The organism is Pseudomonas corrugata, assembly GCF_050920615.1.
In the GTDB taxonomy this organism is placed as follows: Bacteria; Pseudomonadota; Gammaproteobacteria; order Pseudomonadales; family Pseudomonadaceae; genus Aquipseudomonas; species Aquipseudomonas corrugata.
Genome location: NZ_CP130434.1, coordinates 1336786 through 1355426, shown reverse-complemented (window position 1 = coordinate 1355426; position 18641 = coordinate 1336786). Strand labels below are relative to the sequence as shown.

Below are 18641 nucleotides of genomic sequence, written 5' to 3'. Positions count from 1 at the left end.
ACTTGTCCTCTGTTCAATGACGCACGAATGGAAAATGGTTAACGACCGAACGGGTAACCCTTGCCCGCCGCCCTGGCTCGCTCGAACGCCAGGTTGGCGATGGCGGTGTCTTGGGCGCCGGTGCCCGTGAGGTCGCATAGGGTCACTTGCGCTTCATCGGTGCGCCCGGGCCGCTGCCCGGCCAACACCTGGCCCAATTCAGCCAGTGCGGACTCGTCGCGGACGGCGCCGGCCGCCAGGGCGTGATGCAGCTCGCCAAGCACCCGGGTCTGGCTCAGGCGGTCGGCGACGTAGCGGTCGACGGCGGCCAGGGCCTGGGGGGAAATCTCGTTCTTGTGTTCGGCATCAGAGCCCATCGCGGTGATGTGCAGGCCGGGGTGCAAATGCCGGGCTTCGATCAGCGGCTCGCGGCTGGGGGTGCAGGTAACGGCGATGTCCACGCCTTCCATTGCGCTGTCAATGTCAGGGCACATCGTCACCGAAAGGCCCGTACTGCGGGCCAGTTCGACACTGAAAGCCTTGGCCTTCTGCCCGTCGCGGGCCCAGACCCGCACCTCATCGACAGGCCGCACCAGCCGCAGCGCCTGAAGCTGCAACGCCGCCTGCTCACCCGCGCCGATCAACGCCACGCTGCGACTCTGCTGGCGCGACAGGCAACGCGCCGCTACGGCACCAGCCGCCGCCGTGCGCACGGCGGTGAGGTAGCCGTTGTCCAGCAGCAGTGCGTCCAGAAGACCGGTGCGCGCCGACAGCAGCATCATCATGCCGTTGAGGCTGGGCAGGCCAAGCTTGGGATTGTCGAAAAAGCCGGGACTGACCTTGATGGCGAATCGTTCCAGGCCCGGCAGGTAGGCGGTCTTCACGTCCACTTCGCCGTTATGTTCGGGAATGTCCAGGCGCAGGATCGGCGGCATCGCCACCGCAGCCGTCGCCAGCAGCACGAAGGCCTGCTCGACGGCGTCGATGCTGGGCAGGTCGAGAGCCACGCAACTGCGCAGGTCGGCTTCGCTCAATAAGGTGACTTGACTCATGACAGGCTCCGTTGCGAGTGGTTATTGATGAGCGCCGGCGAGCACGCGGGCATGTTGTTCGGTGTCGACATTGCGACCGCTGACCACCAGCACGATGGGGCCGCGCGGTTCGATCAGACCGTCGAGCAACGCCGCGATACCCACCACTGCCGCGCCTTCGAGCACCAGGCGTTCCTGGTGATAGGCGTGGCGCAGGGCGCTGGCGATGGACGCTTCCGAGAGCAGGTGCACGCTGTCGCTCAACTGGCGGGTCATGGCGAAACTGAAGCGGTTGTCCAGACCAATGCCGCCGCCGAGGGAGTCGGCCAGTGTCGGCAGTTCTTCGACGTCCACCGGATGGCCGGCAGCGAGGCTGGTGTGCATCGCGGCGCCACGGGCCATGCTGATGCCGCGGACCTGGATGGCCGGGTTGGCGCTCTTGAGAGCCAGGGCGACCCCGGCGAAAAGGCCACCGCCGGACAACGGCACCAGCACCTGGGCCACGTCCGGCTGTTGCTCGAGGATTTCCAGGCCGAGGGTGCCCTGGCCGGCAATGATCGCCGGGTGATCGAAGGGCGGCAGGAAGGTCGCGCCCTGCTCCCTGGAGATGCGTTCGGCTTCGCGCTGGGCATCGTCCTGGGACTGGCCGACGATGCACACCTCGGCCCCCAGGTCGCGGATCGCCTGGACCTTGTTGGCCGGCACCAGGTTGGACAGGCAGACAATCGCCTTGACCCCCTGTTGCGACGCGGCGTGGGCCAGCGCCCGGCCATGATTACCGGTCGACGCGGTCACCACACCTTGGGCCTTTTGCGCGGGGCTGAGCTGCGCCACGGCATTGCTCGCACCGCGCAGCTTGAAGCTGCCGGTGATCTGCAAGGATTCAAGCTTGAGGTACACCGCCACGCCCATCAGCCGCGACAGGCTGGGGGAATGTTCCATCGGCGTACACCGCACCAGTGCCCCGATGCGCTGGCGAGCGAGGTAGATATCCTGAAGCTGCAACACTGCCATGACCGCGTCCCGGGTTGAGGTGTTGGGCGCAGTCTAAGAGGGCTGGATTGTGGCGATGAATGTACTAGGGCAATTTAATTTTCCACACACCACAGATCTCTGTGGGAGCGAGCCTGCTCGCGAAGCGGTGTGTCAGCTTGCACAAGTATTGTATGTAACGCCGCTATCGCGAGCAGGCTCGCACACAGGGGCGGCTCTGAGTTCTTCAGAAATCATGAATCTGCGGGTACTGATTGAAGATCTCCCGCATGCCGATCAATGCATGGCGCATTTCCTCGTCGCTGCATTCGGCACCGACGCACACCCGCACGGCCCGGGGCCTTGGGGTGCCGCGGACGGTGAACGGATCGGGGGAGGTCACGGCGATGTGCTTGTGCCGTAGCGCCCGCACCAGACTGTCCACTTCCCAATGGGCCGGGATGCCGATCCAGGTGTTCAATGCATGAGGATGCTGCCCGAGCACGTGCTCGCCCATGTACTCGGTCACCATGGCCTGGCGCCCGGTCAACAACCGGCGTTGCAAGTGCACCAGGGCGTCCGCACGGCCGTCGCGAATCCAGCGGGCAGCAATTTCGGACACCATCGGCGTACCCATCCAGCTGTTGACCCGCAGGATGCTCTCGGTGCGCAACGCCAGGCGCTTGGGCACCACCAGGTAGCCGGTGCGCAACCCGGTGAGCACCGATTTGGTCATGCTGGTGCAATAGAACGACAGTTCCGGCAGGTAATGGCTGATGGGTGGTGCCCGGCGCTCGTCCAGCAGCGGGCCATATACATCGTCCTCGATGATGTGCACCCCGAAACGCCGGGCGATCCCGGCAATTTCCCGGCGACGGGCATCCGGCATCAGGCTGGTGGTGGGGTTGTTGAGGTTTGGCGTGCATACCAGGGCGGTGATGCGCTCGTTGCTGCACATGTCCTCGAAATGTTCCGGGTCAATGCCATACCGGTCCATCTCGAGGCCCTTGAGGGTAAAACCCAACACCTGAGAGTTGCCAATCACCCCGTGATCCGTCAGCCCTTCGCAGAGCACCACATCATCGGGCCCGGCCAGCGAGGCCAGGGCCAGGAAGATTCCGTGGGCGGCACCGTTGGTGATCAGGATATCGTTGCGCTCGACCTTCAGCTTCTGCCGACCGATCCATTGGGCAGCCGCTTCACGGTGGGATTCGTAGCCGGCAATCGGCCGGAAAGCGTGAATCCACGGCTGGTCTTCTTCGGTACTCAACTCGGCGCAGGTATCGCGCCAGCACTGGTCGTGCTCGCGGGTGTGCAGGATTCGCGCATTGGAGAAATCCACCAGCGTCCGCTCGGGGCTGTCGAGAATGTAGGTCGCGACCCGGTCGCTCATGCGCCGAGAAACGAAACTGCCGCGCCCCACCTCGCAACGCACCAGTCCCTGACGTTCCAGCTCCTTGTAGGCATTGGTCACGGTCTGCACGCTGATACCCATGGCGTCGGCCATTTGCCGCTGCGGCGGCAGGCGCTGGTCGTTGGCCAGGAGCCCCTGTTCGATATCCTCGGCAATGGCCTGGACCAGAATCTTGTATTTGGACTCACCGCTACGGGCGACATCCAGGGCCGATTTCCATTTATCCATGACGCTGCAACCCGCGTGTACTCTGGTGTGCACAGCATCCCGCGGGAATCGGGACAAAGCAATTGTCCTAGTGCAATGCAATCATTGCCGAGGCTTTTGTATGCTCCAGTTCAAGGTCGTCGTCCAGGCGGGTTGTTACCCTGACAAAAAAGCCGGATCGACCTGTACCGGCACGGTTTGCGGATCAGCCGCTGTACGCTTTGCTCTTGCCACACTGCCTCCTACCACAGAGCCGTCGACTGACGGATCCACAAGAAACAGGAGATTTTATCGATGAGCAATTTTCTTCCCGGCACCTGCGCGTCCCTGCGTCGGCTCTTGTTGACCTGCGCTGTACTCGGCCTCGCCGGCAGCGTCCAGGCGAGCACCCTGGAGACGGTCAAAAGCAACAGCAGTATCCGGATCGGCTACGCCAACGAAACCCCGTTCGCCTTCACCGAAACCGACGGTACCGTGACCGGTGAATCGCCGGAAATCGCCAAGATCATCTTCGCCAAGATGGGCATCAAGCAGGTCAACGGCGTGCTCACCGAATGGGGCTCGCTGATTCCCGGTCTGCGCGCCGGTCGTTTCGACGTGATCGCCGCCGGCATGTACATCACTCCGGCGCGCTGCAAGCAGGTGTTGTTCACCGATCCGCAATACCAGTTGCCCGATGCCTTGCTCGTCGCCAAGGGCAACCCGAAAAAACTCCACAGTTATGAAGACATCGCCAAACAGCCGGATGTGAAGCTGGCGATCATGGCCGGTACGGTGAACCTGGCCTACGCCCGTGATTCCGGGGTCAAGGACGACCAGATCCTCCAGGTGCCCGACACCACCGCTCAGTTGCAGGCGGTTCGCGCCGGTCGCGCCGACGCGGCCGTCGGCACCCAGTTGACCATGAAAGGCCTGGCGGCCAAGGGTGGCGACAAGGTCGAGGCCATGTCCGAATTCAAGGACGATCCGTCCCACATCGGCTATGGCGCCCTCGCCTTCCGTCCCGAAGACAAAGACCTGCGCGACGCGGTCAATGCCGAGCTGAAGAAGTGGCTGGGTTCCGAGGAACACCTCAAGACTGTCGCGCCATTCGGCTTCGACAAGTCCAACGTGACCAGCAAAACCGCCGCCGAACTCTGCGCCCAGTAGAAACCGGCGCTTCGAAACAGGCATGACGCATACAGCGTGATGCCTGTTCCCTGCTTCATCGGATATCGGGTTGAACCATGGGCGAACTACTTCCGTTATTGATACAAGGGACCTGGGTCACGCTGCAGGTGACGTTCTTCGGCTCACTGCTGGCCATTGTCGCGGCGGTCCTGGCGGCCTTGGGGCGGCTGTCGCCATGGCGGGCGCTGCGCTGGTTCTCCATCAGCTACATCGAAGTGTTCCGAGGCACCTCGCTGCTGGTGCAGTTGTTCTGGCTGTTCTTCGTGCTGCCGCTGCCACCGTTCAACATCGAGCTGAGCCCCTACGCCGTGGCGATAGTCGGCCTGGGCCTGCATATCGGTGCCTACGGCGCCGAAGTCATGCGCGGCGCCATCAGCTCGGTTGCCAAGGGCCAATACGAGGCCTGTACGGCGCTGAACTTCAGCGGCTTCAAGCGCTTCCAGCGGATCATCCTGCCCCAGGCCCTGTTGGCCGCCATTCCGCCGGGCACCAACCTGCTGATCGAACTGCTGAAGAACACCTCGCTGGTGTCGCTGATCACCTTATCGGACCTGAGTTTCCGGGCTCGTCAGCTGGATCAGGCAACCTTCCAGACCCTGGAAATCTTCAGCCTGGCGCTGGTGCTGTATTTCATCCTCGCCCAGGCCATCAACTTCGGCATGCGTAACGTCGAGCGCCGGCTGAGCCGGGGACGGATGCGTGGAGGTCTGTCATGACGCTGTTCGACTGGTCTTACGCCGGGCAAATCCTGCCGGCCCTGCTGCGCGCATCCCTCAACACCGTGGGCATCACGCTGATCGGTTTTGTGATCGCGATTGTGCTGGGGCTGTTCCTGGCGATTGGTCGTCGCAGCCAGAAACTCTGGCTGTCATGGCCGACCGCATTGGTCATCGAGTTCATTCGCAGCACGCCATTGCTCATCCAGGTGTATTTCCTCTATTACGTATTGCCCAACTACGGCTTGAGCCTGACGGCCATGCAAGTCGGCATCCTTGGCATCGGCCTGCACTACGCCTGCTACATCGCGGAGGTCTATCGCAGCGGCCTCGACGCGGTGCCAAGAGCACAGTGGGAAGCGGTGACGGCGTTGAACATTGCGCCTTACGACGCCTACCGCAACATCATCCTGCCCCAGGCTCTTCGTCCGATCGTGCCGCCGCTGGGCAACTACCTGGTGGCGATGCTCAAGGACACCCCCGTGCTGTCGGCAATTACCGTGGTGGAAATCATGCAACAGGCCAAGAACATCGGCTCCGAAAATTTCCGCTACCTGGAACCGATCACCATGGTCGGCCTGTTCTTCCTCGCACTGAGCCTCGCCCTGGCCTGGCTGGTAAGGCGCCTTGAAACGCGCATGGAGCTACGCTAATGACTTTACCTCTGTCTTCGTCCATCGAGTTGTCCCGGCGCAGTACGCTGGCATCGCAGCAGGAGGCCCCGGCCATGCAGGATCCGACACCATCCCGGCCGATCGTGAGTTTCCAGGATGTAAGCAAAAGCTACGGCAGTTTCACCGTGCTGGATCATCTGAACCTGGATGTCGCGCCCGGTGAAAAGGTCGCGATCATCGGCCCCAGCGGCTCGGGCAAATCCACCTTGCTGCGGGTATTGATGACGCTGGAAGGGATCAATCACGGGCAGATCTTCATCGAGGACGATTCGCTGACCCACATGCCCAACCGCAGCGGTGTACTGGTGCCGGCCAACGACCGGCATATCCGCCGGGTGCGGGGCAAGATCGGCATGGTGTTCCAGAGCTTCAACCTGTTTCCCCACATGACCGCGCTGCAGAACGTGATCGAGGCGCCGGTGCAGGTACTGGGCATGAACCCGAAGGAAGCCCGGGAGCGCGCCGCCGATCTGTTGGACATGGTGGGGCTGGGCAGCAAGCTCGAGCACTATCCTTCGCAGCTTTCCGGGGGCCAGCAACAACGCGTGGCCATTGCCCGAGCCCTGGCGATGCGGCCGAAAGTGATGCTGTTTGACGAAGTAACCTCGGCCCTCGACCCGGAACTGTGCGGCGAGGTGCTCAACGTGATCCGCAGGCTGGGGGCCGAGCACAACCTGACGATGCTGATGGTGACCCACCAGATGGGCTTCGCCCGGGAATTCGCCGACCGGGTGTGCTTCTTCTACAAGGGGCAGATCCACGAGCAGGGCACACCGGCGCAGATCTTCGAGCACCCGCAGCAGGAACGTACGTGTGCGTTTCTGAGTGCGGTGAAGGAGGCTAACTGAGCCCCATCACTCAAGTGACCATCCCTGTGGTGAGAAAATTATTTGTGGCGAGGGGATTTATCCCCGCTTCTTTGGGGCTGCTGCGCAGCCCAGCGGGGATAAATCCCCTCGCCACAAGGTGCAGTGCCAGGCCGAAGGACTGATAACCTCAAAAAAAACGGGGGGCCATGTTTCCATGGCCCCCCGTTTTCATGTGCCGTCAGGCGATCATGGGTACTGCTGGTAAGTCTGCCCCTGCTGCGCTGGAGCCTGGTATTGCTGGCCCGGAATAGCCTTGAGGTTGACTTCGACACGACGGTTCTGCGCCCGACCGTTGACGTCGGCGTTGCTGGCCACCGGGTTATCCGGACCGGCACCACGGGCACTCAGGTTGGCACCGCTGACGCCCTGGGACGTCAGGTAGGTCGCCACGCTCTGGGCACGGCGCTGGGACAGGTCCATGTTGTGCTGGCGGCTGCCGGTGCTGTCGGTGTAGCCGACGATTTCGATCTGGTTCTGGTTGAACTCCTTGAGGGAGTTGGCCAGGTTGTTCAGCGGCTGGTAGAAGCTGGATGCGATGTTTGCCGAGTCGGTGGCGAAGGTGATATTGCCCGGCATGATCAGTTTGATCTGGTCGCCCTGGCGCTGCACTTCAACACCGGTGTTGGCCATGCTGGCCCGCAGTTTCTTTTCCTGCTGGTCGGCGTAGTAACCGTAACCTGCCGCGGAAGCACCCACGACCGCGGCGCCGATCAACGCGCCCTTGCCACGATTGTTGTGATCGATGGCCGCACCGGCCAGTGCCCCGGCCAGGGCTCCGAGGCCGCCGTACTTGGCGGTCTTGCTCATCCCTGAAGAATCCGTGGAAGCCTGGCCCTGATTGTCATACGGGTTAGGCGACGCGCAGCCGGACAACAGGGCCACAGCGGTAGCGACAATGATCAAGCGACGCGAGGTGAACATGGGACAAGCTCCTGGTTTTTCAGTCTGATGTGCCAGGACATGGGCAATCGACTCTGGCTGGCGTTGGAACGCAGCAAACGTTAAAAATTCCGTCCCGCTGCGTTTCGCTCAGGCCTATTTTATCATTGGTTGAGGCTGCGGCTTACCCCCCGGACAATCATCTCGATTTCCCGGCCATCAATCGTCAGCGGCGGCAACAAACGAATGGTTTTGCCCCGGGTGACATTGATCAACAAGCCGTGGTCCCGGGCGGCGCACAACGCCAGGTCGCGGACCGGTTGCTTGAGCTCGATGCCAATCATCAATCCCTGGCCACGAATCGCCAGCACGTTCGGATTGCCCGCCAGTTCCGCCCGCAACCGGCCGAGCAGTTGCTCTCCTTGATGCCTGGCGTTGCCCACCAAATCCTGCTCTTCGATGATGTCCAGTACCGTGCAGCCGACCCGGCAGGCCAGCGGATTACCACCGAAGGTGCTGCCATGACTACCGGGTGTGAACAGTTCAGCCGCCTTGCCCCGTGCCAGGCACGCGCCGATAGGTACGCCATTGCCCAACCCTTTGGCCAGGGTCATGACATCCGGCACGATGCCTTCGTGCTGGAAGGCGAACCAATGGCCGGTACGACCGATACCGGTCTGGATCTCGTCGAGCATCAACAACCATGCACGCCGGGAGCACAACTGGCGCAAAGCCTTGAGGTAGCCCGGTGGCGCCATTTGCACACCGCTTTCCCCCTGGATCGGCTCCACCAGTATCGCGACGATACGTTCGCCGTGGAGCTGCCGGATGTCTTCCAGCGCGGCGAGATCACCGAACGGCACCTTGATGAAATCCCCCGGCAACCGGTTGAAACCCAGCCGTACCGCCGGGCCATCGCTGGCGGACAGGGTGCCCAGGGTGCGTCCATGAAAGGCGTTTTCCATGACCACCACCAGAGGCTGCTCAATGCCTTTGTGCCAGCCGTAGAGACGCGCCAACTTCAAGGCAGTCTCGTTGGCCTCGGCACCCGAGTTATTGAAAAACACTCGCTCCAACCCAGACAGTTGCGTGAGTTTCTGCGCCAGCCGTTGCTGCCAGTCGATGCTGTACAGGTTCGAGGTGTGGAGCAGCAGACCGGCCTGCTCACTGATGGCGGCGACCAACCGGGGATGGGAGTGACCGACATTGGTTACCGCCACGCCGGCCACCGCATCGAGGTACTCACGTCCGTCCTGGTCCCACAGGCGCGTCCCCAGCCCATGGGTGAAACTCAGTGCCAGGGGTTGGTAAGTGGTCATCAGGCAGGTGGCGGTCATGACATCAATCTCCATCAGGTGGTTTTTTCCAGTATGGTTAGCCACCCTTGCTGGATAAACGCTGCTTTACTTCAATCATTTATAAGCCAGGTTTGATGATGGATTTGTTCCAGGCAATGACGGTTTACGTCAAAGTGGTAGAAACCGGGAGCCTGACTGCGGCGGCCCAGGCGTGCGAAATGTCCACCACCATGGTGGGCAATCACCTTCGGGCACTGGAGCAACGCCTGGGAGTGCGATTGATCAACCGCACGACCCGTCGTCAGCGCCTGACGGAATTCGGCTCGACCTATTATCAGCGTTGCCTGGAAGTCCTGGGGCTGGTGGCCGACTCCGAGCGCCTGGCCGAGCAGACCCAAGGCGAACCCACCGGCACCTTGCGCATCACCGCGCCGCTGACCTTCGGCACCGAACGCCTCGCGCCGGCCTTGGCCGAATTCAGCCAGCGTTATCCGCAAGTCAGACTCGACGTGGTACTGACCAACCAGCGCCTGGACCTGCTCGACCACGGCTTCGATGCCGCCATCCGCCTCGGCCTGTCCGATCCGAAACTGATCGCCCGGCCCTTGATTGACTACACCCTGACGATCTGCGCGTCCAAGGCCTACCTGGCCCGCCGGGGCATCCCGCAACAGCCCGCCGACCTGCAAGGGCACGACTGCCTGTCGTTTGCCTATTCCGCCAGTGACGAGTGGCGCTTCGCCCAAGACCACTGGCCCATCAACGGCCCGGACGGCGAAATCAAAGTACCGGTGAACGGACCGATGCTGATCAACAGTTCTGCGGGCCTGCACCGCGCGGCCCTGGCCGGCATGGGCGTGGTGATGTTGCCCGATGCGCTGGTGGAGCAGGACCTGAAGGATGGACACCTGGTGGCACTGTTGCAGGATTATCAACTGCCCCATCGACCGATGAACCTGATCTACGCCCAGGATCGCTACCGGTTGCCGAAGCTGCGCAGCTTTGTGGAATTTGCGTTGGAGAAATGGGCGAGATCCGCTGACTAAACGTAGGAGTAGCCTTCAGAGGCTACTTTTGGAGAAGTAGCCTCTGAAGGCTACAGAACATCCCAGCGAAACCAGAGACGGTACAGGTCGTTGCCCTTGTCGATTCCATCTCACTCTTCACCTGACTTTCACCTGGGCTGCGCCGGCTGGTCGTTGCCCCGGGAGCAATGGCCGGCCTTTCCCGTGGACGGCACCCACCTGCAACGCTACAGCGCCCGCTTCCCGGCCGTGGAGATCAACAGTTCGTTCTACCGCCCGCACCGTCCCGCCACTTATGCCAAATGGGCAGACAGCGTCGCGCCGCATTTTCGCTTCTCGGTCAAGGTGCCCAAACAGATCACCCATGGACAGCGGTTGCGCGATTGCGACGGGCTTGTGGATGAGTTTCTCGGCCAGTGTTCGCAGTTGGGGGAAAAGCTGGGCTGCCTGTTGATCCAGCTGCCACCTTCACTGGCCTTCGAAGCGGCGGTGGCCGAATCGTTTCTCAAAGCCTTGCGGGACCGTTATCAGGGGCACGCGGTGCTTGAGCCCAGACATCCAAGCTGGCTGGGCGCGCACGTCACGGCACTGCTGCACGATGAACACATCGGCCGTGTAGCCGCCGATCCATCGCCCTTGCCCGGCGGCGACCAGCCTGAGGGCTGGCCCGGGGTACGTTACTACCGGCTGCACGGCTCACCGCGGATCTACCATTCCCGCTACGAAGACGCCTGGCTGGAGCAACTCGCCCGGCAGTTGAAACGCGAGCCCGATACGCCGACCTGGTGCATCTTCGACAACACCGCCAGTGGCGCCGCCATGCCCGACGCGTTGCGATTGGAGGCACTGATGCGCACCTGAACGGCTGGGCCTGCAACAAATGCCGACCAGCCACCGGATCAGCCGTGACAACACCGCCCGCGTCCAATAGATTAGGCGACCGAAAAAAAGCTCAATGCCTTTCTCGTCTTATCCAGCTAACAGAAGTAGTGAAATTTCAATGTCCGATTCCAATACCGCTGAATCCGTAGTCACCCTGTCGTCCAAAGCGGAATACGAAAACTCCATCAATCTTTCACAGCATCTGCCCCAGGCCAAAAACATCAGTGAGATGGTGTTGGATGCCTTCCAGTCGAACCGCGAGAGCGACCAGATCCGCGAACTGCGCAGCGCCATCCGCCAGGCTCACGATGCGTTCGACGATGACAAAGCCTACGAACTGATGGGCCAGCTCAAGCAGCTCAAGGACGCCGAAGCCGCCGATTTCGCCGCGCTGGAAGACCTGAGCAGCCGCTTCCCCATCAGCCGGATTCTTTCCAGTTACAAGGACGACCCAGCCTTCCAGGAGTTGGTCTATGGCCTGGCCCTGAAGGTGCTGAACCAGACCCACCAGGCCATCAGCAACCCGAGCGGCGGCAAGGGCAAGGCCTCGCGGGCCAAGAAGGAAGCGCAAGTGTTTGTCATCAGCAAGGATGGCATCAGCGTCACCCTGCCCCTGCGCACCCCGAGTTCCAAGCCGAATATCGACCGTGAAGCCTTCGAATTCCTGGGCTTCAATTTCGTCGGCGAAGGGGACGAGGCCGAACTGGAAAACGACCTGTTCCTGGACAACGACGGCACCGAACAACAGGCTACCCGCAAAAGCATCATCACCGCCTTGCAACAGCAAAAGGCCTTTGACGGCTACAGCATCGCCCAGCAGTAAGCCTGTAGGAGCGGGCTTGCTCGCGAAGGCGGTGAATCAGTTGAATGGAGGGTGGATGTGCCGCCGCCATCGCGAGCAGGCTCGCTCCCACATGGGTTCTGCAGTGTTTGCGCCACACCCCATATCTGTGGGAGCGAGCCTGCTTCGCGATAGCAGCGGGTCAGCCACCAAGGATATCGAACGTGCCGATGTCTTCGCGAGCAAGCCCACTCCCACAGGAACATCACCATCCCGGGCAGCGCCCAAGAAAAAGCCCCGCGCTTCTCTCGAAGGCGGGGCTTTTTGTGGGGCATCTGGCGCTTAAGGTGCGTAGGTCAGCAGCAGCTCACTTGGCACTTTGAAGTCCAGGGACATCATGACGCTCAGGGCGGTGATGGTGAAGATCGAGAACACGAACAGCTTGCGTGCCCAGACCGTGTCATCCACCGCCTTGTAGCCGGTCCAGGCCATGTACAGCCAGTACATGCCCATGGCGGCAGCGACGGCGAGGTAACTCATGCCGGCGTAACCGCTGAAGGTCAGCATCAAGGTCGCCACCAGGAAGGCCAGGATGTAAAGCAGGATGTGCTTCTTGGCCACGCGGATGCCGCGCTTGACTGGCAACACCGGAATCGAGGCCGCCAGGTAGTCGTTGAAGCGGAAGATCGCGATGGCATAGGAATGCGGCATCTGCCACAGGCTGAACATCACCAGCAGCGTCAGCGCAGCCATGTCGAAGCTGTTGCTGACCGCCACATAGCCGATCACCGGTGGCATCGCCCCCGACAGACTGCCCACCAGCGTGCCGTGAACCGACTTGCGCTTGAGGTACAGGCTGTAGAGGCCGACGTAGATGACAAAACCGATCACCGCGAACAGCGCCGCCAACGGGTTGGCTACCCGGTACAACAGCGCAACACCGGCTGCGCCCAGCACCGTGGCGAACGCCAGGGCCAGCTGTACCGGGATCAGACCCTGTACCAGCGCACGGTTTTTGGTGCGTTCCATCTTGATGTCGATGTCACGGTCGATGCAGTTGTTGAACACACAACCGGACGCCACCACCAGGGAAGTGCCGATCATCGCCGCCAGGAAGATGGCCAGATCGACATGCCCTTTCGAGGCCAGGAAGAACCCGCCTGCCACAGAAAGCACGTTACCGAAAATGATCCCCGGCTTGGTGATTTGGATAAAGTGCTTTAAGGACATCCGGACTTTCCTCAGTGCGCCATCATGTTGGTGTGGATGCTGAACATGATCCACAACGACAGGCCGACCAGCAGGACAATCACCAACGCCGCGAAGACAAACGCAATCACGTTGCTACGCTGGGCGGCGGAGCGATCCAGGTGCAGGAAGTACACCAGGTGCACCAGGACCTGGACCACGGCGAAGATCAGGACGATCCACAGGGTCAGGTTCTTGGGCAGCGATGGGTACATCACCAGGCCGAACGGGATGATGGTCAGGATCACCGACAGGATGAAGCCGATGGCATAGGACTTGACGCTGCCGTGGCCGGCGTCATGACCATCATGGGAATGTGCATTAGCCATTTACAGGGTCCCCATCAGATAAACAACGGTGAATACGCAGATCCACACCACGTCCAGGAAGTGCCAGAACAGACTCAGGCAGCTCAGGCGAGTCTTGTTGGTGGCGGTCAGGCCATTTTTCTGGACCTGGTACATCATGATCGCCATCCAGATCAGGCCGCTGGTCACGTGCAGACCGTGGGTGCCTACCAGGGTGAAGAACCCGGACAGGAAGCCACTGCGGTTAGGACCGAAGCCCTCGGAGATCAACATGTGGAACTCGTTGATCTCCATGCCGATGAAGCCGGCACCGAACAGGAAGGTCATGGCCAGCCAGCCCAGGACCTGGGTTTTCTTGCCCTTGTACAACGCCAGCATGGCGAAGCCGTAGGTGATCGAGCTGAACAGCAGCAGAGCGGTTTCGCCCAGTACGTAGGGCAGCTCGAAGATGTCGTGGCCCGACGGGCCACCGGCTACGTTGTTTACCAGCACCGCATAGGCCGCGAAGATCGACGCGAACAGAATGCAGTCGGTCATCAGGTAGAGCCAGAAACCGAATACGGTCATCTCGCCCGAGTCGTGGTGATGGTCATCGTGCCCATGGTCATGACCATGGGCGTGTCCAACATTGGTCACTAAGTTCGACATGGTTTAAGCCTGTTCCAACGAGGTTTCAACACGGGTGGAGGTAGCCCGGACTTTCCCGGCCGCGACCAGACGTTTGTGCTGCTCGGCTTCGATGCGCTCGATGACATCCACCGGCACCATGTAGCCCTGATCGTCGCGGGCGGCATGGATGGCGAAATACACCACGGTGCCGACCAGGCTGGCAGCGGCGAGCCACCAGATGTGCCAGATCATCGCGAAACCGAACACGGTCAACAGGCCGCCCATGACCACACCGGTAGCGGTGTTGTTCGGCATGTGGATCGGCGCGTACTTGGCCGCAGGCTGGTACGCAGTACCGTTTTCCTTGGCTTCGGTGAACGGGTCGATGGTGTCCGCTTTCGGCAGCACGGCGAAGTTGTAGAACGGCGGTGGCGAAGAGGTCGACCACTCAAGAGTATGGGCATCCCACGGGTCGCCGTGTGCGCACATGTTCTCTGGCTTGTTGCGGTCACGCACGCTGACGTACAGCTGGATCAGCTGGCAGGCGATACCGACGGCGATCAGCACCGCACCGAACATGGCGACGTACAGGTACGGCACCCACTCAGGGTTGGTGGTGGTGTTCAAGCGACGCGTCATGCCCATGAAGCCCAGTACATAGAGCGGCATGAATGCGACGAAGAAGCCGGTGATCCAGAACCAGAACGCGCCCTTGCCCCAGCCTTCGTGCAGCTTGAAGCCGAACGCTTTCGGGAAGTAGAAGGCGAAGCCGGCGATGTAGCCGAACACCGCGCCACCGATGATCACGTTATGGAAGTGCGCGATCACGAACAGGCTGTTGTGCAGAACGAAGTCGGCACCCGGGATGGCCAGCAGTACGCCGGTCATGCCGCCGATGGCGAAGGTCACCATGAAGCCCAGGGTCCACATGACGTGGCTGGTGAAACGCAGGCGCCCCTGATAGATGGTGAACAGCCAGTTGAATAGCTTCACCCCGGTCGGGATCGAAATCAGCATCGTCGCCAGGCCGAAGAAGGCGTTGACGCTGGCCCCCGAACCCATGGTGAAGAAGTGGTGCAGCCAGACCATGAAGCCCAGCACGGAGATCGCGCCGGAAGCGTAGATCATCGAGTGATGGCCGAACAGTTTCTTGCCGGAGAAGGTCGAGATGACTTCGGAGAAGATCCCGAACGCCGGCAGAATGAGGATGTACACCTCAGGGTGACCCCAGGCCCAGAACAGGTTGACGTACATCATCGGATTTCCACCCAGTTCATTGGTGAAAATGTGGAAATCCATGTAACGGTCAAGCGTCAGCAGTGCCAGGGTAGCGGTCAGGATCGGGAACGAAGCGACGATCAGTACGTTGGCCCAGGTGCAGGTCCAGGTAAAGATCGGCATGTCCATCAACTTCATGCCCGGGGTACGCATTTTCAGCACGGTGGCCAGGAAGTTGACCCCCGTCAGCGTCGTACCCAAGCCGGATAGCTGTAGCGCCCAGATGTAGTAATCCACACCTACACCCGGACTGTATTGCAGCCCCGACAACGGCGGATAGGCAACCCAACCGGTCTTGGCGAATTCACCAACACCCAGGGAAAGGTTGATCAGCACGACACCGGATACCAGCAACCAGAAACTCAGGGAGTTCAGGAACGGGAAGGCAACGTCACGGGCACCGATCTGCAGCGGCACTGCAAGGTTCATCAGGCCGGTGAAGAATGGCATCGCCATGAAGATGATCATGATCACACCGTGGGCGGTGAAGATCTGGTCATAGTGTTCAGGTGGCAGGTAGCCAGGCGAACCCTCGGTGGCCATGGCCAACTGGGTACGCATCATGATGGCGTCGGCAAAACCGCGCAGCAGCATGACCATGGCGACGATGATGTACATCACGCCGATTTTCTTGTGGTCGACCGACGTCAGCCACTCGGTCCACAGGTAGGTCCACTTCTTGAAGTAAGTGATCCCGGCGAACAGCGCCAGACCACCGAGCGCGATGATGGCAAGGGTCACCATGACAATCGGCTCGTGGAACGGGATCGCTTCCCAACTTAATTTACCAAACATCGTTTACTCCTCTGCCCCGGCAGCTGAATGCGAACTCATGTCCATCCCTTCCATGTTGTGCGCCACTTCCTGCTCTTTCTTCTCGTGGTGCATCGGCTTGCCCGGATTCATCCCTTCATACTTGTCGATGATGGTCTGGAACAGGTTCGGCGTGACCGCGGAGTAGAGTTCGACTGGGTTGTTCTGGCTCGGTTTGGAAAGGGCTTCGTATTCAGCTTTTTCAAGCTGTTTAGGTGCCTTCTTCACATCGTTGACCCAGGCGTCGAAGTCTTCCTGAGTGGTGGCGATTGCTTTGAACTTCATGCCGGTGAAACCCGCGCCGCTGTAGTTGGCGGAGATCCCTTCGAGTTCGGCGTTCTGGTTGGCGATCAGGTGCAGCTTGGTCTGCATGCCCGCCATCGCGTAGATCTGGCCGCCCAGGCCCGGAATGAAGAACGAGTTCATCACGGTGTCGGAGGTGACCTTGAAGTTGATCGGCGTGTGGGCCGGGAACACGATCTTGTTGACGGTGGCGATGCCTTGTTCCGGATAGATGAACAGCCACTTCCAGTCCATCGAGACCACTTCAATGGTGATCGGCTTGACGTCGGATTCCAGCGGACGGTACGGGTCCAGGGCGTGGGTCGACTTGTAGGTGACATAACCCAGGGCAATGATGATCAGGACCGGGATTGTCCATACGGCCGCTTCGATCTTGGTGGAGTGCGACCACTTCGGCGTGTACACGGCCTTGGTGTTGGATGCGCGGTATTTCCAGGCGAACAGGAACGTCATGACGATAACCGGCACGACGACCAGCAACATCAGCAGCGTGGCGGTGATGATCAGGTTTCGTTCATCCAGGCCGACCTGACCCTTGGGATCGAGCAAGGTCATGTTGCAGCCTCCCAGCAGCAACGTGCCGAGCAGCGGCAACAAGCCTAGTAATCGGGGGTACCTGTTTTTACTCATCTCACGACCTCTAAAGCAGCTTGCGCAATGCAGTTGGGTTTTGATCGCCAACACTTCACCCTGCCAAGGGTTGGCATTTTCTTGGATTTGAATAAGGGCTGCCCGTCGAGCGTCAGACGCTGTTCGACATATCCTGGGCCAGCAGTGAGTTCTTATTCGAATTCGTCGGTAAAAGGCCTTGGTTACAGCCCAATTCCATTTGGTGCGGGTAGTTGGAAGGCACCGACACCTGGGTCGCATGGGGCGCTGGCGCCCTTCGACCACCTCTCGTGCTCAAGCTTGAGCCGGGTCGGATATTCGGTGCGGGCGATTGTAGTGAGCTGAAGCGCCGGAGACCATGTCTCATCCCGAAATAATTTTTATCCAAACCGACAACAATCTCTTCCCGATACCGCAACGGTGCGGCATGTTATCGAAATTGATTCTCAACAAGAACCCCAAAAAACGTAGGTCTACTACGCCCGATTCAGACAGCATGAAGGGGAGGCTTTGAGCTTTCATGCTTGGCAAGCGCCCGTTTTTCGGGGGGCTCGCCAAGTGACGCTGCGTTGTTAAAAATGCCTGCTGCCTACTCCACAAAGATGACAGGCATGGCAAGCAGCAACGTGTTTTTTATTGCAAGAGGAGGTACCTATCCACGCCGCGAACGCCCCTGGAACAGGGGAATGTGTGACAACGTGTCGCACAGTGTCGCAGGTCATTCTTGTCTCGGATCAAGGTCGACCCCTTCGAGGAGTGAAACGCAAAACGCCCCGGTTCTCCAACAGAGAGACCGGGGCGTTCCATCAAGGCGCTTCAGCGAAGGGGCTTGCGGTTACGCGACACCAGCAAGGGCACCAGCACCACAATCAGTACGAAGGCCACCAGCGCCCATTGCGCCAGGGACAAGCCCAGGATCGGCGGGTACGGGGTCGAGCAGAACCCATCGACCTGGAAACCCAGCGGGAAGATCTTCGCCAGAGGCAGACCGTCGACAATCGGCTGCAGCACGTCGATACCGCAGCTGACTGCCGGGAAGAACTGCGTATATACGTGATGCCCCGCCACTCCAGCACCGGCCAAGGCGCAGAGCACCACAATACCTTCAAGGATCGTCAGGCTGCGACGGGTGCGCATGGCCGCGCCGATGAAGGCGAAGATCGCGATCAGCAACAGCGCATAACGTTGCAGGATGCACAGCGGGCAGGGTGCTTCACCGAGGGCCACCTGCATGTACAGCGCTCCACCGATCAGCGCCAGGCAGATCAATCCCAGCAGCACCAGATAGCGACGCTCGCGGCCCAACCGCATCATTTCCTCACTCATTGCGTTTTCCTTTGGATGCATGGATCGACGCGCAGCCTTGCGACACTCGGCGCGCCGTCGGATGGTCGGAGTCTACACGTTGGCCATGACGGCGAACGAGCGGCTGCGCCAACTTTGAGGGGGAATAAACAGAAGAAAGGTTAAATGCGGATTAACTTTGAGCGGGCGAAGGGTCAGTTGAGTAAGTGCAACGCATTACCGGCCCCTTCGCGAGCAGGCTCGCTCCCACAGGGTCCGATGGTGCATGCAA

Annotated in this window: 18 protein-coding genes; 7 read left to right on the top strand and 11 right to left on the bottom strand. The window is 60.6% G+C overall.

From position 1 onward, the window contains the following. Positions 1-38 precede the first annotated feature (38 nt). From QZH45_RS05970 to QZH45_RS05960, 3 genes are all read right to left on the bottom strand, one after another. The gene (locus tag QZH45_RS05970) at positions 39-1031 is read right to left on the bottom strand and encodes a cyclodeaminase (protein ID WP_069018465.1); all 993 of its coding nucleotides are present in this window, start codon (positions 1029-1031) and stop codon (positions 39-41) included. A 21-nt stretch (positions 1032-1052) separates the two neighbouring features. Continuing rightward, entirely contained in the window at positions 1053-2024 is a 972-nt protein-coding gene (gene eutB, locus QZH45_RS05965) for a hydroxyectoine utilization dehydratase EutB (RefSeq protein WP_055136025.1), read from the bottom strand. 205 nt (positions 2025-2229) lie between these two features. After that, positions 2230-3624 (bottom strand): PLP-dependent aminotransferase family protein, encoded by a 1395-nt coding sequence (locus tag QZH45_RS05960; protein WP_024777566.1) that lies wholly within the window; start codon positions 3622-3624, stop codon positions 2230-2232. A gap of 273 nt (positions 3625-3897) precedes the next feature. On the opposite strand from QZH45_RS05960, the gene ehuB reads away from it, so the two are divergent. The 4 genes from ehuB (at position 3898) to ehuA (ending at position 7011) form a co-directional block, all read left to right on the top strand. Continuing rightward, entirely contained in the window at positions 3898-4752 is an 855-nt protein-coding gene (gene ehuB / locus QZH45_RS05955) for an ectoine/hydroxyectoine ABC transporter substrate-binding protein EhuB (RefSeq protein WP_024777565.1), read from the top strand. A gap of 77 nt (positions 4753-4829) precedes the next feature. Further along, positions 4830-5489: an ectoine/hydroxyectoine ABC transporter permease subunit EhuC gene (gene ehuC / locus QZH45_RS05950; protein ID WP_024777564.1), complete on the top strand. Its 660-nt coding sequence runs from the start codon at positions 4830-4832 to the stop codon at positions 5487-5489. Beyond that, positions 5486-6142 carry an ectoine/hydroxyectoine ABC transporter permease subunit EhuD gene (ehuD, locus tag QZH45_RS05945; RefSeq protein WP_024777563.1) on the top strand — a complete coding sequence of 219 codons (657 nt, stop codon included), beginning with the start codon at positions 5486-5488 and terminating at the stop codon, positions 6140-6142. Before ehuC ends, ehuD begins: the two co-directional genes overlap by 4 nt. After that, entirely contained in the window at positions 6142-7011 is an 870-nt protein-coding gene (ehuA, locus tag QZH45_RS05940; protein WP_024777562.1) for an ectoine/hydroxyectoine ABC transporter ATP-binding protein EhuA, read from the top strand. The genes ehuD and ehuA overlap by 1 nt, the downstream gene beginning before the upstream one ends. Before the next feature lie 207 nt (positions 7012-7218). On the opposite strand, the gene QZH45_RS05935 is transcribed toward ehuA, so the two are convergent. Together QZH45_RS05935 and QZH45_RS05930 are read right to left on the bottom strand one after the other, a co-directional pair. Then, the gene (locus tag QZH45_RS05935; RefSeq protein ID WP_055135747.1) at positions 7219-7953 is read right to left on the bottom strand and encodes an OmpA family protein; all 735 of its coding nucleotides are present in this window, start codon (positions 7951-7953) and stop codon (positions 7219-7221) included. A gap of 122 nt (positions 7954-8075) precedes the next feature. Next, positions 8076-9248 (bottom strand): aspartate aminotransferase family protein, encoded by a 1173-nt coding sequence (locus tag QZH45_RS05930; RefSeq protein WP_055135748.1) that lies wholly within the window; start codon positions 9246-9248, stop codon positions 8076-8078. A 98-nt stretch (positions 9249-9346) separates the two neighbouring features. Between QZH45_RS05930 and QZH45_RS05925 the strand changes: the two genes are divergently transcribed. The 3 genes from QZH45_RS05925 to QZH45_RS05915 all read left to right on the top strand — a co-directional run bounded on the left by QZH45_RS05925 (position 9347) and on the right by QZH45_RS05915 (position 11939). Next, positions 9347-10255: a LysR family transcriptional regulator gene (locus tag QZH45_RS05925; RefSeq protein ID WP_024777559.1), complete on the top strand. Its 909-nt coding sequence runs from the start codon at positions 9347-9349 to the stop codon at positions 10253-10255. Positions 10256-10345: 90 nt separating this feature from the next. Continuing rightward, the gene (locus QZH45_RS05920) at positions 10346-11095 is read left to right on the top strand and encodes a DUF72 domain-containing protein (RefSeq protein WP_392396976.1); all 750 of its coding nucleotides are present in this window, start codon (positions 10346-10348) and stop codon (positions 11093-11095) included. A 139-nt stretch (positions 11096-11234) separates the two neighbouring features. Beyond that, entirely contained in the window at positions 11235-11939 is a 705-nt protein-coding gene (locus tag QZH45_RS05915; RefSeq protein WP_024777557.1) for a hypothetical protein, read from the top strand. Positions 11940-12239: 300 nt separating this feature from the next. Here the strand turns inward: QZH45_RS05915 and cyoE are convergent, their stop codons facing one another. The 6 genes from cyoE to QZH45_RS05885 form a co-directional block, all read right to left on the bottom strand. Further along, the gene (cyoE, locus tag QZH45_RS05910) at positions 12240-13127 is read right to left on the bottom strand and encodes a heme o synthase (RefSeq protein WP_024777556.1); all 888 of its coding nucleotides are present in this window, start codon (positions 13125-13127) and stop codon (positions 12240-12242) included. An 11-nt stretch (positions 13128-13138) separates the two neighbouring features. Beyond that, entirely contained in the window at positions 13139-13474 is a 336-nt protein-coding gene (cyoD, locus tag QZH45_RS05905; protein ID WP_055135120.1) for a cytochrome o ubiquinol oxidase subunit IV, read from the bottom strand. After that, positions 13475-14101 carry a cytochrome o ubiquinol oxidase subunit III gene (locus QZH45_RS05900; RefSeq protein ID WP_024777554.1) on the bottom strand — a complete coding sequence of 209 codons (627 nt, stop codon included), beginning with the start codon at positions 14099-14101 and terminating at the stop codon, positions 13475-13477. Positions 14102-14104: 3 nt separating this feature from the next. Next, positions 14105-16135, bottom strand: coding sequence for a cytochrome o ubiquinol oxidase subunit I (cyoB, locus tag QZH45_RS05895; RefSeq protein WP_024777553.1), 2031 nt, complete (start codon positions 16133-16135; stop codon positions 14105-14107). Between the two features lie 3 nt (positions 16136-16138). After that, on the bottom strand, positions 16139-17086 hold the full coding sequence (gene cyoA / locus QZH45_RS05890) for a ubiquinol oxidase subunit II (protein WP_024777552.1): 948 nt from the start codon (positions 17084-17086) through the stop codon (positions 16139-16141). 795 nt (positions 17087-17881) lie between these two features. Then, positions 17882-18391: a disulfide bond formation protein B gene (locus QZH45_RS05885; RefSeq protein ID WP_024777551.1), complete on the bottom strand. Its 510-nt coding sequence runs from the start codon at positions 18389-18391 to the stop codon at positions 17882-17884. Between the last annotated feature and the right edge of the window lie 250 nt (positions 18392-18641).